A 17,561-nucleotide genomic window follows, 5' to 3' on the forward strand; every position below is an offset into this window, starting at 1 on the left:
ATTAATGTGCTCGGGGATCTAACCAAATATATAAGCGATCAATAAAAATGTTAACCACAACGAAACCAACGGCGACTAACAACACAATACCTTGCAAGACTAAAAAATCCTGCTGATAAATCGATTGAATAAGTAATTGTCCGATGCCGGGAATCGCAAACAAGACTTCTATGATGATCGTGCCACCAATAAGTCTTCCAATATTTACGCCAACCACAGTAAGCAAAGAAAACGAAGAGGGTTTTAAGGCGTGCCGCCACAATATTCTCTTCGTGCTAATACCTTTTGCCCGAGCCACCGTTATAAAATCTTGTTGCAGTGTTTGAATTAAGTCGGCGCGGAGCAAGCGCATGTAAATTGGAAACTCTGCGAGCGCTAAGGCGAGAGAAGGCAGGAACACTGAAGCTAAATTTTTACCTATACCTTCAGAAACAGGAGTAAATCCTGTCGCTGGGAACCAACCTAATTGGATGGAAAAAAAATAGATGAGCAGGATACCTACTAAAAACGGTGGCATCGAAAGAAAGCTCAAGGAGCCAGCCATTGCAATCTTGTCGAATAGCTTATTGTTGCGCCAAGCACTGGTGATCGCCAGAGGTAAAGCGATTGCCAGTGCGAGTATTTGAGTGACCACAAGAATTTCTAGCGTTACCGGTAAACGATACAGAATCATATCGAGTACTTTTTCCTCGGTATGATAGGAATAGCCAAAATCACCAATAAAGATTCGCCCTAGCCATTGAAAGTATCGCGTATATAGAGGTTCATCCAAACCAAATCGATCACGCCATAATGCAATTAATTCAGGAGTCGCATTTTCTCCAAGTAAAGCGATGACTGGATCCCCAGGCAGCAATCTACTTAAAAGAAAAGTGACCAAAGTTACGGCCCATATGACGACTATCGACGGAATTAATTTTTTCCACCAAGGCATTCGATTTGTCATTCAGAAGAGAGCCAAACTTCTCGCAATTGAGGAATCCCGCCAGGAATAGGCGGCAAATTTTCAACACTGGGAGTGGTAATAAAATAATAACGCTGTGACCATAAAAATAAATACGGGCCATCGCGGGCCAATAAATCTGCAACATTTTGATAGGCATCGATGCGATCGCTTTGCTGAACCGCTTCTCGGCCTTTTAACAACAGCGCGTCCATCTCGGGATTATTGTAAGCTGTATAATTTCTTGGGCTTTGCGAGTGGAAAAACTGGTAGGCATTTAAATCAGGATCGGCACGACCCGACCAGCGGAATAACATAGCGTCAAAGCTACCATCAATTGCTTTGCCAACTAACTGCCGTTGTTCTAATTGTTGGATAGTCATTTCAATGCCGAACTGTTTCCACATTTGCTGAAAAACCTGGGCCATGCGCACTTGTGTCGGGACAGCGGTGATGGACAATTCAAATTTGACAGGTTTAGCGTACTCTTTTAATAACTGTCGCGTTTTAACTGGATCAAATGAGGGGAAGTCATTTGTGATATGACGACCAAAGACTTTTTCAGCGTATGGGTTATTAACCAAGGGGTAAACACTTTTATTCAGTGCGCTGTTTATGGTGGCGCGATCAATTGAATGGAACATCGCTTGGCGTACACGCACATCATCAAAGGGCGGTTTGCTTGTATTAAACATTGTAAAAACCGTGCCCAGCCCTGGCGCGCTTACCAAACTGAGCTTTCTTTTACCTTCTTGAACACTGGCAATGTCCTCAGGCGCCGGTACAGTGACGATATCGATATCTTCTGCTAATAGACTCGCCATGCGCGTCTGGGTATCGGGTATCGGTCGATAAATAACGCGATCTAAATAGGGGATTCCTTGCTTCCAGTATTGTTGATTCTTCTCAACCGTTAATGCGATACCACGATCCCATTTAACAAAACGAAACGGTCCAGTACCCACAGGTTGCGATGAAAATTTATCTCCTAGTTTTTCAATAGCCGTTGGTGACGGCTGCAAACCGCTCACATCAGCGAGGATTCCGATTAATCCAGAATTAGGGCGCGCTAATTCGAATTGCACAACGTACTCATCAATAACAGCAACGCGGTCAACAAAAGAAATCTCTGCGATGCAGCGGCAGGCATTGTCCGGTTTTAGTAAACGTTGAAAATTGCTAACCACAGCAGCCGCGTTAAACGACGTACCATCATGAAATTTAATGCCTTCGCGCAAATTGATTGTATAGGTTTTACCGTCTTCAGATACCTTATACGATTTCGCTAATAATGGAATTAGCTCGCCGTTTTCATTTTGTTCAAATAAGGTTTCATAAAAAGACGCCGCAACTGTTCGTTCCACCAGTGCACCCATCGACAGCGGATCAAAAGGTGGGAAATCAGCCTCTAGAGCAATAGTTAATGTCCCACCATATTGTGCTTGCGCATACAGCTTTGGTGACATCGCCAAAACTAAACACAGTGGCAAAAATAAATTGCCTACTTGCCCTACGCGAACAGCGACACGAATTAATTTTTTTAGTATTGCAAAATAGTGCATTTTTACTGTCCGTTATCGACCTTTCCAGTTGGGTTTTCTTTTTTCCGCGAAGGCTTTAAGGCCTTCTTTTCGATCTTCTGATTCAAATGCTTTGTTCGCGAAAGGCATTTGTGCTTGCCAAGCTTCTTCATCATTCCAATCGTAACAACGACGAATTATTTCCTTAGTCGCCGCAAGTGCGGTAGGGCCGTTGCGCTGAATTTTTTCCGCAAAGAGAATTGCTGCTTCTAAAGCTGTGCCGGTTGCGACCACTTGGTTAACCACGCCTTGCTCTTGAAAATATTTTGCATCCTTGAATTCACCACTTAAGGCGAGCTCCATAACAAGATGATAGGGCATACGTTTAGGCAAGCGAAATAAACCCCCACCAATCGCAACCACATTGTGTCTAACTTCTGGCAGGCCAAATTTAGCGGTTTCAGCGGCAATGATAATGTCGCAGGTCAAGCACAGTTCAAAGCCACCACCCACTGCATAACCTTCGACTGCCGCTACTAATGGCTTTGCCGGCGGTTTTGCAAAAACACCAAAACCACCACGCGGTGGGCTAATGCGTTTTACGCCCGACCCCGCTTCTTTTAAATCCGCGCCCGCTGAAAAAGTCCCGCCAGCGCCGGTAATGATTGCCACAAATAAACTGTCATCCGCTTCAAATTGATCAATGGCATCGTTCATTAGTTGCGACTGCATATTATTAAAAGCATTTTTTGCCTCTGGTCGATTAATAGTGATGATAAAAATCGAACCCCGTCGCTCGGTGACTATGCCTTGTGCTGCACTCATTTTTATTTACTCTTGTTTGCTTTGATAAACTTCAAGCTAGATACACTTCACCAACATTGTTTAAAGGTTAAAAGAAAATCCGCCATTAACAGGGTAGGTCTGCCCGGTAATCCAATCACTTGCTTCAGAGGCTAGAAACAAGGCCATATTGGCCACATCAGTGGGCTTGCCCGGTCGACGAATTACATATTTTTCCATAATTTTTTTGTAACGCTCGGGATTTGCTTCTAAACGTGCTTGCACATCCGGCGTTAAAGTCGCTGCTATCGCAATGCAATTTGCTTTTATTTGATGACGACCTAAGGAGCGCGCAATGGCGCGAGTAAAACCAGCGGCGCCGGCTTTCGCTCCGGAATAAATTTCCAATCCGGTTTCGCCAACACGGCCTGCATCAGAAATAATCGTGATAATCTTGCCACCCTTTTGCTCAATCATCCCGGGTATAACCGCACTCGAAGCATTCAATACACCGTAAAAATTAACACCAATAAAACTATTCCACACCTCCGGCCCATGCTCCCAAAAAGGTTTTCGCGCATCGGGATCGGGTTCAGCGCCAGCGTTTCCTGCGTTGTTGACGAGAATATCTATTTTTCCAAAATGATCGATGGCCTGTGCGATTAATGCTTTTACACTGTCATGATTGGTCACGTCGCCTTGCAGTGCGAGCGCCTTACCACCCTTATCATTAATAGCCTTGGCCACAGCTTCTGCACGCTCTGCAAAGAAATCGTTCACAACAACGCCAGCGGCATCATGTTCTGCAAAATGTTTTGCAATTTGTTCTCCCACACCACGACCAGCGCCGGTAATAAAAGCGACTTTTCCCGTTAAACTTAATATATCACTCATACTTTTCTCTCTTGCTGCTGCCAGTAGGGATCACGCAATTCGCGCTTCAATAATTTTCCCATTGTATTGCGCGGTAACTCTTCAACAATTTCAATCGATTTAGGACGTTTATAAGAGGCTAACTTTTCCGCAGCAAATTTATTGAGCTCTTCTAAAGAAACATTTTTATTAGGAATCAATTCACAGAAAACTTTGACCTGTTCTCCAAATTCTTCATCAGGAATTCCAATAACTGCGACATCTTGAACAGATGGATGTTGAATAAGTGCGGCTTCGATTTCCGCAGGATAAATATTAACGCCACCAGAAATAATCATGTCTTTACTGCGGTCAGTAATATAAAGATAGCCATCTTCATCGAGTCGGCCAATATCACCCATGCGGAAAAAACCCTGCTCATCGATTACATTTTCATCGAGTGGATCAGCATTGAGATAAACACTGATGGCGACGGGGGTGTATATCCACAGTTCTCCGGTTTCACCCGTCGGCAATTCCCGGCCATTTTGATCACGTACAGATATCTTTACATGACGAAAGGGCTTGCCGCTCGAACCCGGTTTCAAGGCCTGCATCTCTGGAGCTAAAGCTGACACCATGCTGACTTCAGTCGAACCATAATTTTCGCGTAAACAGTTGCCAAAGAAATCGATGATCCATTGTTTTAAAGACGAGGGGACCGGTGCTGCACCAACGCTTAATGAACGAATAGATGAAACATCATATTTTTTAAGAACAGTCTCCGGCAGCGCAGCGATGCGCTTATACATGGTCGGTACACCATTCCAGGCAGTGATTTTATGGTGTTCGATTAACCGCAAGACGGCTTCTGCGTCGAAGCGCGGGAGAAAAACCAAGGTACTGCCACGACTAACACCGGTTCGGACGATGCTCGGCCCCGCAGCATGATGCATTGGCATCGTCACCAAAACAGTCTCCGCTTCGCCCGAACTCTGCCCGCGTACACTGGCAAGATATTCGCGTATTTCGGTATTTTTTGCGGAATTCGGATCTTCGTCGGCACGAAAATGTTTGCTTTGTACGCCCTTGGGAAACCCCGTTGTGCCCGAAGTATAAATAATAAGTTTCGGATCTTGTTGGGAAAAAAAGTTTTTCGCTGCAGACGATTCAAGCAGGCTTGAGAAAGAAATGAAATTTATCTTTGCAATGTTAAAACTGCAATCAATGGCGGCTAACAACTTCATTTCGATATTATCGAAAGCTGAGATGAGTTGTTCTGGGTTTTTGTCATCGCAAATAAAAACCCGAGCACCACTATTTACTAAAATGTAATTTATTTCATCGGCCGTTAATCGCCAATTTAAACCGAGAACACTACAACCAATTTTGGCGAGTGCCGCATAGATAATTGGCCATTCCAAACAATTTTGAGTCCGCACTACAACGATATCTTGCTGATCGACACCCTTTGCAATCAACGCACTTGCCAAGCGATTTGCTTTTTCGTTCCACTGAAAATAAGTTAGTTGCCGGGCACCTTCAATAAGTGCGACACGATCTGGTTCTCGCTGCGCCCAATCTTCCAAGCGGTTGGCCACCACTTTTTTGGCTGTAAAATCAATGGCGACGGTATTGTTCACGGCGCTAGACTCCGGATTACACTCGCTAAGAATTCTTTTTGTACCGCTGCTAATGAGATTCGCTGATTATCAACCAACCATTGCGCCATAATGCCACGCAAACTCGAAATGATTATGAGTGCCTGTGCTTTGGCATCGATGTCTTTTCTTATTTCTCCTTGATCAATTCCGCAGCGAATATGATATGCAATCCCTTTAATACCAGCAGCGTTTACTTCGGCTAATGGCGCTCTTAACACCGGATTGCAAACACCTTCCGATAACAAAATATGTAACGCTTTTATCGCCCTGGCATCCTTATTTGCGCGAACAAAATACTCTCTAATGACTTCTTGCAACATGGCCAAGCCCGGCCTGTCATGCATTCTTTTTATTAGTTCTTCACTGAACTTTCCGGTGATGTATCGAACGGTGGCAATTAACAACTCATCTTTTTTACCGAAATGATGCCCCGCAATACCGCGACTATAGCCCGCTCCCTCACCTGCCGCCGCCAGGGTCAAACCACTTAAGCCTTTTTCGGCCATAATTGAGATTGCTGATTCAATAATGCGCCGCTCAGCTTCCTGTTTTCTCTCTGCTTGCGTGCGTCGCAGCTCTTTTTGTGAAGTGGCTTGTGGGTTCGCTGACATAAAATTTATCTAACTGTTAGGGCGTTAATTATCGGCAACCAAACAGACTACTGGCTTGCACAAAATTACTCTCTGTTTGTTGCTGAGTCGCGTTTACTTTTCCTATTCTCAACATACTTGTTGACCAGCAAGTATGTTATTCGGATAATACCTAAAAGTCACCATCTGTTTTTAAGTTTTTGGTGAAGATTTACTGGTTATACCTAGCTGGCACAGGGATTGAAGTTCGCCACATTATTTTGAAGCCGCTGTTCCTGCTCAGATCAGAAGCTATCGTAAAGTTTGGAGAAAAATTTTGGCATCACCCTCTTTGCCCTTTCAAGCCGCGACCTATTCTCTCAATGAAGACAATGAAATAACTTTATGCGGTGCTCGCTGTACTTGTGGTTATCTATTTTTTCCTCTGCAACATTATGGCTGCGAACGCTGTGGTGCAGATGGTGATTCATTACAGGAATACGCGCTGTTGCCAAAGGGGCAATTAGTTTCTTCTACCACCGTTCATGTTTACGGCGGTCACCAACGCGAGGCGCCGTTTGTCGTCGGTGCTATTCGCTTGCAGGAGGGCCCGGTAATAAGAGCACTAATTAAACATGCCGCTAATAAAGGCGCACTTGAGCCTGGCCAAGCGATGACGGCAACAGTTGTCTCCAGGTCGGCACCCGAAGCATTAGGCCAAAACAGCACCTTCAACAACGATCATGAATTAAATTTTGTAGCGCTATAAAACTGAGAGTGTCCATGCCACGTATTCTTCGCGAATTATCACCTGTGTATGTCGTTGGTGTCGGCTACCATCCCTATCAGTATGTAAGCGAAACACCCTACGTATCATTGGGCTTACAAGCGGTACGCCATGCATTAATCGATGCGAATATTGCATGGCCCAATGTTGATTCAGCGTATGTCGCAAAAGCATTGCTGCCGATGGCACCTGGTCGTCCCATGTTGCGGCATTTGGGATCACACGGTTTACCGATAACGCACATCGAAAATGCATCCGCATCCGGTTCTACTGCATTTCGTCACGCTTGTTTTGAAGTTGCGGCAGGACTTGCGGAGGTATCCTTAGCCGTCGGTGTTGATAAGCCCGCGAAAGTCGTTCGCGCTGAAACGCTTGCAGGTATCCCCAACTTGGTTGGTGATGCGATTGCACCGTTTACACATTTTGCTTTGCTAGCCGATGAATATGTTCACAAACACAAAGTAAAGCTCGACGATATCGCTTTGGTCGCACTTAAAAACCATCGCAATGCTTCGAAAAACCCCAACGCGCAACGACAAAAAGAACGCAGTTTGGATGAAATTTTGAATGGTAAAAAAATCGCAGGTTCTTTCACCTCTTTGCAATGCACGCCAATTGGTGAAGGTGCTGCGGCTGTTATCGTTGCTTCGGAAGAGGGGATAAAAAAACTTGGCATTGATAGCAGCCGAGCCATTCGTGTCAGCGCATCAGCGGCTAGAAGCCAACGAGTCTACGATGACGCGACCAGTTTCGATACGAACCTCACCAAAGAAACAACCGCATTAGCATTGCAACAAGCACAGCTATCAGCGAATGAACTAGATCTCGTCGAATTACACGATGCCTTTACCATTGAGGAACTCGAATATGTTGAAGCCATGGGCTTATGTGCGGCAGGTACCAGCATTCATGCATTAAAAGCGGGTGAGTTTTCAATAGGCGGTCGTTGCGCAGTGAATAGTTCCGGCGGTTTGATTGGCATGGGACATCCAATTGGACCAACCGGCATCGGACAAATAGGTGAACTTACCATGCAGCTTCGCAGCGAAGCAGGCCAAAGACAACACAAGGGTGCAAAAACAGGGCTTGCTCATATGGTGGGCGTCGGTGCCGTTTGTTATGTGCATATTTTACAAGCGTAGCCAAGAAACAGACTGTTGATTATTAACGTTCACCGATTTTTTTGGATTCAATTGAAATTCATTTCTTCATCCATGTTGAATTTTTTCTAGTTCACTCGCAATAAATCCTTAACACCACCGTAAAAAAACTCACTTACTCTCCCTCTCTTTCAATCAATTTATCTCAATACAATTGACCAACGAGGGGAACAGTCCATGAAAAAGAATTTCTTGGCAAGCGCTATTCGCACGATAGCGTATGGCGCACTAGCAAGTGGCGTAATGATAGCCAACACTCATGCAACACAATATGATCATTGGAAAAATTTCAAGCACCACAACAACGCACAATACTTTGAACGTATCGCAACCTTTCCTGTATTTGAAAACCTAGATCTCGCTAGCGGCGATTCACTCGACGACAGTACAGCGGCAGAAATCAGTGCCGCGAGCCGAGACGGCAAGGTTATTTTTTACAGTGATAGTCCAAAAGGGCGCGTTGGTTTAATCGACATTAAAGACCCTGCCAAACCTAAACCCGCAGGATTTGTCCAGCTAGACGGCGAACCTACTTCCGTGGCAGTAAAAGATAACTACTTATTAGTTGGCATTAATACATCCTCAAGTTTTACTCAACCAAGTGGAAAGCTGTCTGTTTATTGGATAGGGAATCCTTTGCAACCTCGTTGGTTGAGCGATTTCGATTTAGGCGGTCAACCAGATGCAATCGCAATAAGCCCCAATGGTCGTTATGCAGCAATCGCAATTGAGAATGAACGCGATGAAGACCTTAACGATGGTTTTATTCCGCAACAACCTGCTGGCCATTTGTCGGTGATAACCATGAGTGGCCCAACATCAAAATGGAAAGTCAGAAATGTAGACCTCCGCGGCTATAGCGACATCGCACCCAGCGATCCTGAACCTGAATATGTTGCGATAAACAAATTTAATATTGCCGCTGTAACTTTGCAGGAAAATAATCATGTCATTCTTGTTGATTTACGACGCGCAAAAGTCATTCACGATTTCACTGCGGGCTCCGCGGACTTATTTGATGTCGATACTATCGAGGACGATGTTATCGAGCCTATTGATTTAATTTTAGATCGGCGACGCGAACCTGATGCGGTTGCATGGCTAAACAACTGGCAACTGGTCACAGCAAACGAAGGTGATTATGAGGATGAGCAAAGCGTTGCGGGTGGTAGTCGTGGTTTCACTATTTTTAACGCTAGTGGCCGAGTGAGTTATGAATCAGGTTCTAGCCTTGAGCATGAATTAATTCGCGCGGGACACTACCCAGAAAGCCGATCTGAAAACAAAGGTATTGAACCTGAAGCGGTTACTGTTGATCGCTATGGCAGAAATGATTTTATTTTTATCGGTAACGAACGCGCCAACATCATCGCCGTATATTCAACCCGTTTTGGTCAGGAACCAAAACTGCATCAACTCTTACCAACAACTGTTGGGCCGGAAGGCGTATTAACGATTCCGAGTCGGAATCTTTTAGTTGTCGCCAGCGAAGAAGATAGCGCCGATGACGGCATTCGCTCCACGGTTTCTATTTACCGTTATGGTGAGTCTCGTCCGGATTATCCACAAATAAAATCGACAGAAAATACATTACTACCTTGGGGTGCTCTCAGCGGCATGGTTGGCGATAACAATGATGAAGACACTATCTACGCAGTACCGGATAGTTACTATGCTAAATCGCGAATTTTCAAAATCGATGTTAGTCAACAGCCTGCCATTATTAACACTGCGATTATTCTACAAAAAGATGGCGCCACCGTTGATTACGACTTGGAAGGTATCGCGCAACGTACCGACGGCAGCTTCTGGTTAGTTTCCGAAGGCAACGGCGGCAGCCGACCCAATTTATTAATTCGCGCCGCTAAAGACGGAACCGTGTTAGAAGAAATTAATTTACCAGCAGATACTAGTGCCAAACAAAAAAGTAATGGCTTTGAAGGCGTAGCAGTTGTAGGTGATGCTACAAACGAAAAAGTTGTCATTGCATTTCAGCGCGAGTGGAATGGTGACGCAGCAGGATTAGTACGTATCGGATTTTATTCTCCCGCGAGCGATGAATGGACTTTTGCGTATTATCCAATTGATGACGCTCAGCCAGGTGCATGGGTCGGCCTTAGTGAACTGACTGCGATTGATGACAATAACTTCGCTGTAATTGAACGGGATAATCAGCAGGGGACTAAAGCTAGATTAAAACGTTTGTATCGGTTTTCTACCGAAGGTCTTACCACGGTTGCCGAAGGACAAGATTTTCCAGTGCTAGAGAAGCTATTGGTTCGCGATTTACTACCTGATCTGAAGGCGAGCTATGGCTGGGTACTAGACAAAGTAGAAGGTACTGCAATCACCAAAGACGGTGAAGTCTTTATCGTCACCGATAACGACGGCGTCGACGATTCCTCGGGCGAGACCCGCTTTATGGGCTTGGGCAAATTATTTGAATAAACCCTAAGTAAGCATTATCAAGCACGTCGAAAAACCGTGCTTTTAGCGCGGTTTTTTGCGGCTGAATTTTTTTGCAGCTGGGTTTTTTACAACGGAGTTTATCTTGACTCATGAGTAAGGGATTTCAAGACCAGTATACTGGTAACACTGTACCGAAGCCGTTATGGTACGACCATTGCTATAAAAATTTGGAAAGATTCGGAAACACCTTGAAGATACTCTATTAATAAGATCTCGAATGCCTGATGCACCATGACAAACCAATCTAAAGCCAAGCTTGCACCAATCTCAAACACTGACTCAAACCCTAAAGAAGAGTCTAGTCAGAACCTAAAAGATAGGCGACATTTCAAGGCGTTCTGGAAACGAATACGCCAACAAAATGATGCACTGCTGATAATCCGTCAACTTAACCAAATGATTAAATCTGTGCAGCTACACCGCGGTATGAGTATGTCTCTTTTAGCGGGTGGGAAATATTTCCAAACAGAGATTGTTGAGCTGCAAGAACAATTACAGCGACAAATCATTGCTCTTGAGGTATTCACTGACCCCATCGATGAGCTGCTATCAGACAAAGATAGATCTTGTTTGGACAATGCTTGGCGAACCATTGCCCATGACTGGCATGACGATGATGTTATCGACAACTTCGAGCTACACTCCCATTTTGTCGATGAGTTACTCACCATGGTTGTGAGTCTTTCAAAGCGCCTTACCTATTTTTCTAACGATCAATCAACGCCAATCGACAGCGCAGATAATGATGAATCTGTTACTTATCCACAAACGTTTAAGCAAATTGAACTGCTCAATTTTGTTGCTAAACAACTACCTCAAACTATAGAACAAGTTGCAAAAATTCGCGGGCTTTCGAGTCACGCAGCAACGATCGGCAAAGTCGAGCATTGGCAAGGCCGGTATCTTCGTTATTTGATCCAGTGTGTTAAAACTGAGAATCAAAAACTTCGCTATCAAGCTGACCGAATTTCAACTTTAGTTGATATTGAATTTCATTCAATAGGCAATATAAAAGCTTATGAAAATAAATTACTGTTTCTTTTTGGCTGCTTAGAAAACGACTTATTAGGTGAGGGAGAAAAAGATATTGATGGACAACAATTATTTAAACTGTCGAGTGAAATTATAAATACCTACTCGCGAATCGTTGACGACGGCTGGGGGCTTGTACGCCGCTGGCTAGATAACGATATTCAGTACCGGGTGCAACAATAACGAGCTATCGATCGGTTAGCGCAATGTTCAAAACGGAATTTGTTTGAATTTAACTGATCGATCAAAACCACTACAAAATTAAACTTTTTTGCAGCGGCTTCGCCATTTTATTAACGGATATTCATACAGTTTGCATAGTAGCTGGTTGTCGCCGGCCAGTCTGAAAAAACGCCTTTTACACCCACCTTGCGCGCTAGCACATCAAGTAAAACCATCATGTCACCATCGTTATTGATCACACCGGTTTCAGGGTTGGTTGGCTTTGGATTGCTGCCATCAATTGATTGATAGTAAAAACCACCGCCGTTAGCGAGCGGGCCAGAACGCTCCAAAGTCCAGGTAATAATATCCAAGCCTGCCGCTTTTGCCGCTAAGGCATAATCCGACGGTACAATTTTTCCATTCTCAACTTCAACTAGCATAAAGGTTGGTGGTGCAATTATTTTTACGCCCTCAGCGACGAGCTGCTCCATCGATGGCTGCCACGTTGCGGAATCTCTAAAATCGAAATCGGCTGTTTCGTAACGGCCATCTAGATAAACCGCTTGTCGTCCAAAAGCGTAATTATTTTTAATCCAGTAACGAACATCTTCTAAATTAAATGACTGAGGAAATACTTTATAAGGAGGAACACCAGCTTCCCGATACTCATCGAGCATCTTCTGTGCATAAGCTTGCTGCGTTAAACCATTAAAAGGCATCGCGACGCTGGCCTCTTTTAACTCCGGTGTCATTTTTACATTTAACTTTTTAAACAACTCGATACTTTCTTTATGGCTTAACAATGTACCTCTGCTCGCGTACAAATCTGTCCGCCAAGCAGCGGTGCCAGCGAGATAGTCTGTAACTGTTGTTGCGCGTGGATTGAAGGCATCCATTTTGCCCTGCAAGGATTTAAATTCATCCAGACTAATATCACTGGTACAACATCTTGCCGTCGCTGGTTTAATTAAGTTGTCGTCTAGATCAAACTGTGCAGGTTCGAAGGGTAGACTGCATTTCTCTGCTAACTCAGTTTCAAGAATATTGGTGGTAGTGTGTAAGTCACATTGAGAGTGACGACAAACCAAGGCTTGATCTTGAGTGAAGGTGACATCGCATTCGACGACACCTGCGCCCATTATTGCAGCCGCTTCATAAGACTCTTTGGTATGTTCTGGAAACTGTAACGCAGCACCGCGATGACCAATGGAAAAATCACTCGATTTGAACGGTCCTCGACTACAATTTTTAAGTCGATGCTTTAAGTAACTTTCATCCATGTCATCAACTAAAAAGAATGGGCGTGGCCCTAACTCAACTTTAGTGTTTTTATACTTTTCGACACCTTGTTTTCTGTCTTTATCATAGTGATCATTTCCCGCACTCGCGACGATCGTAACGACCAAGCTTGCAGACAATAAACTTGGCAAAAAAGTCTTGCGGCAAAAAAAGGATACTGTATTGCGCATACTATTCTCCGTAGATCTATTTATAAGACCAGCTGATTGTCAAAATTGAGTTGCCTACGATATGAGAAGAATATTGCGCTTAGATGACGAAGTGATGATATTTAAAGCTATTACTTAGACCACGGACTTGCGATATCGAAACGCTCCCGTGTCTAAATATCATTTGTTGGACAAGTCTAAAATTGCAGCTACTCATTATTAAACCGAGAAAGCATGAATTGGTAGGAGAGTCGAATTGCCTTTTAGCTCAGGCCAAATTTAGTGAAATGAGTCGCAGAAATATTTTTTTAGATCACGTCTAAAATACCTTGTTTTAAAGAATGTGCTGGTTGTAAACTGCGCCGTTTTTTTCCAATTCATTACTTTAAAAATGTTTTAAAACTCTTTCGAGCACCATGAACAATCAAAGTCATACTATAGTCGTAAGCTTACCCCTAAAAGTTAGTGGTAGGTTTTCACAAAACTCAATACTTCCCTTCATTGAATAGAATCTACTCTACTCACACTTGTCTACCTGAGTGAAAATAGCGCCCTTAGAATTTGGACGGCGGGTCCTTGGGATTGAGGCGCGTTAACCAGTTTTAATAGTCAAACGTTTCAAATTGTAAACGCTTGTAACACTGAGTCTTCCGCTTCGACTGTATCACTTGAACGCTCGAATGATCGTCCCAATGTACTTACCGGTTTTCAGTTAACACTTTTATTTATCTATTCCGTGTCTTCACGAAAAGGAACTACGATGCGTCTTACCTCAAACACAGATCGACTGTACCCAGGGCTGGTTGCAGTGTTTGGACTTCTCACCCTAGGTCTAATTGTTCGCCAAATTAATTTATTTATTAACAACCCACTCGCTGGTGATTTTCGCTGGCTCATCACAAATGATTATCTAACCTGGCTACTGATCGCTTTCGGCTTACTCACCTTAATATGGCGAGTAAGCTTCGCGCTTCTCTATCGGCCCTGTGGTGCGGTTTCACACACTAATTTACCCAGTCTATCCGTCATCATTCCGGCCTTTAATGAAGGCGAACAGGTACTCGCGACTGTTCGCAGCATTCTTGCTAGCAACTATCCATTAACCGACTTAGAAGTAATCTGTGTCGACGACGGCTCTAAAGACGACACCTGGCATTGGATGCAAAAGGCTGAACAAGAATTTCCCAATAACGTCACAGCGTTACGCCAGGCTAAAAACGCCGGTAAGCGTAAAGCACTGATGGCCGGATTTAATCGTTGCAGCGGTGAAGTCATCGTCACTATTGATTCCGACTCTGAAGTTCTCACCAATACTCTAGAACGTATCGTCAGCCCTTTTGTGTTTGATCAACGCATAGGCTCCGTTGCCGGAAATGTTCGCGTATTGAATATAGACTCGGGACCTATCGCGAAAATGATGGAAGTGTCTTTCACTAGCGCCTTTGATTTTATTCGCGCGGGACAAAGTGTATTCGGCGGCGTGTTTTGTACACCCGGTGCGCTGTCTGCTTATCGTGCCAGCGTACTCAGACCGCTGCTTGCAGAATGGGAGCAGCAAACGTTTTTGGGACAACCCGCCAATATTGGCGAAGACCGCGCACTGACGAATTTAGTATTAGCCTCCGGTAAGCGTGTCACTTACGCTCGTGACGCCGTTGTCATGACAAAAGTCCCCGAACATTTCACACAACTTCGAAAAATGTTGTTGCGTTGGGCGCGCAGCAATGTTCGCGAAAATTTAGTGATGATGAGCTATATTTTTAAACCTTTCAGACAACAAGACAGCGGTGCTCCATGGGTTCGCTTGTTTGCAGCAACACAATTATTACGAATGACCTTAATTGAAGGTTTGAAAATTGTTTTACTACTACAATTGTTTTTAAACCCGGGCCGCACGCTAGTCGCTATTGTAATTGGTGGCTTGTTCGCTGCGATAATTCCAGGAATCGTTCACCGCATTCGCTACGGTGGCTGGTTTGGATTTAAATGGGCTTTACCTTTCTCTTATTTTTGGTTGATTTGCTTATCATGGATTTCAATCTGGGGCTTACTTACTGCTTTTCAGTCTGCATGGCTAACTCGAGGTAAAGAAGAAACGCCACCACTTCCTGCAGGAAATGTACTTGCCCATGACGACGGTTTGAATCCTCTCGCAAGCTAGGAATGCTCTTCTAATTAGGCAACTAATCTACTCGTATGAATTGAATCGGATTTTATTTTCTCACTATCCGATTCAATTCATCCAGTCTCGCCCGCGCATCGCAATACATTTTGTTAAATAACAATACCCTCGATTTTTTATTATCCAAATTCCCCACCCTTCAAGCTAATCCTGAATTAAAAACCGACCACCAGATAATTTCGATTGGCCGATAACCAAGCACCCCAAATAGAAAGTTACACGTAAAAAGTAATTAAAATAGTTCAAAGACCTAAGGTAAGACAGGCTATCGACAACAATCCGTTCACATGATTGAATGCGAAAAGTCATAAGTTTTCTTGCGCGAACAGGTTGTTTTTAAATAATCTCTACGAAAATTTATTTAATTAAAACAAAGAGTTACTTGAATTTTTCGGTTTAGTTTTCAATGATAACTTAGCGCTGCACCTGTATAGATGAAGATATGTAAGTGGACCGGCATACTGGGCGTTGAGCTATACTTCCGTTACATAAAGCACACGCTCAGAGGAATATACTAAATGCTGCTTTCACTCCCCCTTTTTGTAAGCAGTGAACTTACTGAAGACTAGAGGGATGTCTCAGGAGTCAAATTAATTTAAAACAAAATAATGAAGGAAGCGTAATGAGAGAATGTCCTAATTGTAAAAACAACGCGTTGCGACTCAAAAATATCTTTTCACTACGATACAAATGCGAATCTTGTGGTGCATTGAGTACATCATCCACCGCCCATAAAGCCATGGCTAATGTGCTTATTAATATCTTGCCGATCTTTGGTGTAATATTGGCAGTTGTGTTTAAGAGTCTCATCATATTCTTGCTTTTTGCGGTTTTGCTTCCTTTGCTTTTGTCCTGGTGGCATCAAAATACTGCCGTACTGCATGTTATGAATAACAACCGCTAGGTTTATTACCGGCCTTTGCTCGAAGCCCCGTCTACAATAGATTTAGTTTTAAGCCTTTTTCGGAAATAGATATCGCGCCACGAGTGCAAAAAATTAGGGAGTTGTATTTTTAATGTCGTTTCGTTTGTTTTTAGGGCTTATATGTCTATTTGCCTCCGGAATGTGTTTTTCTCAAATCTATAAATGGGTAGACGAGGAGGGGAAAGTACATTTTGGTGACAAAAAAGTTCAAGGTGTTGATCAGGATGTAGTTGCGTTGGATGATACAAAGTCCGATTGGACTCGCTTTGATATTAATATCAAAGCAATAGGCGTCGAGCTAAGCGAGCAAGAGAATAAAAATATTAGCGACGATGTAAATAATGTTTACGAGTTTTTTGATCGAATTCTATTTTTTGATATTTATAAAACCGTCCCGGTAAATATATTAATTCTTAAAGATAGAAACGAATACACAAAATACCTCATTCAAAAAAAACGGGGTAATATGGTTTCGTCTTATGGGATTTACTTTAGCAAGGAAAATCAAATAGTCGTCTATCTTCGGGAAAATCGAGATGACACATTCAAAACTATTCGCCACGAAGTAAGCCATGCAGTAGTCGACACTATAGTGCCTTATTCGCCTGCATGGCTGAACGAGGGTTTGGCGGAGCAAATGGAAACACTACAAAGAACTGACGCTGGTCTGTATATAGAGCCCCATACAGGTAATCAATGGAGTGTTGCTAATAGTCTCGACAATAATAATTTGACTAGCATCGACGAGTTTTTGAAACTTCCTAGTGATAAATGGCGGCATTCGCTTGTCGACGGTCAGAAAAATTTACAAAGCCAAGCAGGCCAGTTTGTCTATTTCCTACTTTCAACTCAGACAAGTCAAAGTTTTGTGATGCGATTGATGCATAAGTTTAAGCGGGGTGATCGTACACTGTCATATTATCTCGTTGATGATAATTATATTGGCGGAGTTAAAGCACTAGAAATTAAATGGAATAACTGGGTTAAGCGCCAAAGCAACGAGACGATAGAATTTTTTTAGCGCTTTTAAGCTGTTCAGATGTTTCTTCACTCCTAACCCGT

Annotated in this window: 14 protein-coding genes; 6 read left to right on the top strand and 8 right to left on the bottom strand. The window is 43.5% G+C overall.

Going from position 1 to position 17,561, the window contains the following annotated elements; all coding sequences use genetic code 11:
* Nucleotide 1 precedes the first annotated feature (1 nt).
* Genes ACYUCY_RS14625 through ACYUCY_RS14650 form a run of 6 tightly spaced genes read right to left on the bottom strand, consistent with a single transcriptional unit; the run spans nt 2 to nt 6,373 of the window.
* The gene (locus tag ACYUCY_RS14625; RefSeq protein ID WP_460227258.1) at nt 2-946 is read right to left on the bottom strand and encodes an ABC transporter permease; all 945 of its coding nucleotides are present in this window, start codon (nt 944-946) and stop codon (nt 2-4) included.
* A complete protein-coding gene (locus tag ACYUCY_RS14630; protein WP_460227259.1) occupies nt 943-2,505 on the bottom strand; it encodes an ABC transporter substrate-binding protein in 1,563 nt (520 codons plus the stop codon). The genes ACYUCY_RS14625 and ACYUCY_RS14630 overlap by 4 nt, the downstream gene beginning before the upstream one ends.
* 12 nt (nt 2,506-2,517) lie before the next feature.
* Complete coding sequence (locus tag ACYUCY_RS14635) at nt 2,518-3,288, bottom strand: crotonase/enoyl-CoA hydratase family protein (RefSeq protein ID WP_460227260.1); 771 nt, start codon at nt 3,286-3,288, stop codon at nt 2,518-2,520.
* A gap of 60 nt (nt 3,289-3,348) precedes the next feature.
* Nucleotides 3,349-4,140, bottom strand: a complete 792-nt coding sequence (locus ACYUCY_RS14640) for an SDR family NAD(P)-dependent oxidoreductase (RefSeq protein ID WP_460227261.1) — start codon at nt 4,138-4,140, stop codon at nt 3,349-3,351.
* Complete coding sequence (locus ACYUCY_RS14645; RefSeq protein ID WP_460227262.1) at nt 4,137-5,741, bottom strand: class I adenylate-forming enzyme family protein; 1,605 nt, start codon at nt 5,739-5,741, stop codon at nt 4,137-4,139. Before ACYUCY_RS14645 ends, ACYUCY_RS14640 begins: the two co-directional genes overlap by 4 nt.
* Nucleotides 5,738-6,373: a TetR/AcrR family transcriptional regulator gene (locus tag ACYUCY_RS14650; protein WP_460227263.1), complete on the bottom strand. Its 636-nt coding sequence runs from the start codon at nt 6,371-6,373 to the stop codon at nt 5,738-5,740. The genes ACYUCY_RS14645 and ACYUCY_RS14650 overlap by 4 nt, the downstream gene beginning before the upstream one ends.
* Before the next feature lie 295 nt (nt 6,374-6,668).
* Here ACYUCY_RS14650 and ACYUCY_RS14655 point away from each other — a divergent pair, with 295 nt between their 5' ends.
* From ACYUCY_RS14655 to ACYUCY_RS14670, 4 genes are all read left to right on the top strand, one after another.
* A complete protein-coding gene (locus tag ACYUCY_RS14655) occupies nt 6,669-7,100 on the top strand; it encodes a Zn-ribbon domain-containing OB-fold protein (RefSeq protein ID WP_460227264.1) in 432 nt (143 codons plus the stop codon).
* Between the two features lie 14 nt (nt 7,101-7,114).
* Nucleotides 7,115-8,260: a thiolase family protein gene (locus tag ACYUCY_RS14660; RefSeq protein ID WP_460227265.1), complete on the top strand. Its 1,146-nt coding sequence runs from the start codon at nt 7,115-7,117 to the stop codon at nt 8,258-8,260.
* Between the two features lie 195 nt (nt 8,261-8,455).
* Nucleotides 8,456-10,726: an esterase-like activity of phytase family protein gene (locus tag ACYUCY_RS14665; RefSeq protein WP_460227266.1), complete on the top strand. Its 2,271-nt coding sequence runs from the start codon at nt 8,456-8,458 to the stop codon at nt 10,724-10,726.
* Nucleotides 10,727-10,978: 252 nt separating this feature from the next.
* Nucleotides 10,979-11,962: a lytic murein transglycosylase gene (locus tag ACYUCY_RS14670; RefSeq protein WP_460227267.1), complete on the top strand. Its 984-nt coding sequence runs from the start codon at nt 10,979-10,981 to the stop codon at nt 11,960-11,962.
* A 110-nt stretch (nt 11,963-12,072) separates the two neighbouring features.
* Here the strand turns inward: ACYUCY_RS14670 and ACYUCY_RS14675 are convergent, their stop codons facing one another.
* Nucleotides 12,073-13,413: a glycerophosphodiester phosphodiesterase family protein gene (locus ACYUCY_RS14675; protein WP_460227268.1), complete on the bottom strand. Its 1,341-nt coding sequence runs from the start codon at nt 13,411-13,413 to the stop codon at nt 12,073-12,075.
* Between the two features lie 739 nt (nt 13,414-14,152).
* On the opposite strand from ACYUCY_RS14675, the gene ACYUCY_RS14680 reads away from it, so the two are divergent.
* Nucleotides 14,153-15,553 (top strand): glycosyltransferase family 2 protein, encoded by a 1,401-nt coding sequence (locus ACYUCY_RS14680; RefSeq protein ID WP_460227269.1) that lies wholly within the window; start codon nt 14,153-14,155, stop codon nt 15,551-15,553.
* 606 nt (nt 15,554-16,159) lie between these two features.
* Here the strand turns inward: ACYUCY_RS14680 and ACYUCY_RS14685 are convergent.
* Nucleotides 16,160-16,387, bottom strand: a complete 228-nt coding sequence (locus ACYUCY_RS14685; protein ID WP_460227270.1) for a hypothetical protein — start codon at nt 16,385-16,387, stop codon at nt 16,160-16,162.
* 203 nt (nt 16,388-16,590) lie between these two features.
* Here ACYUCY_RS14685 and ACYUCY_RS14690 point away from each other — a divergent pair, with 203 nt between their 5' ends.
* Entirely contained in the window at nt 16,591-17,520 is a 930-nt protein-coding gene (locus ACYUCY_RS14690) for a DUF4124 domain-containing protein (RefSeq protein WP_460227271.1), read from the top strand.
* Nucleotides 17,521-17,561: the final 41 nt, after the last annotated feature.

This window comes from Aurantivibrio infirmus, from assembly GCF_054767315.1.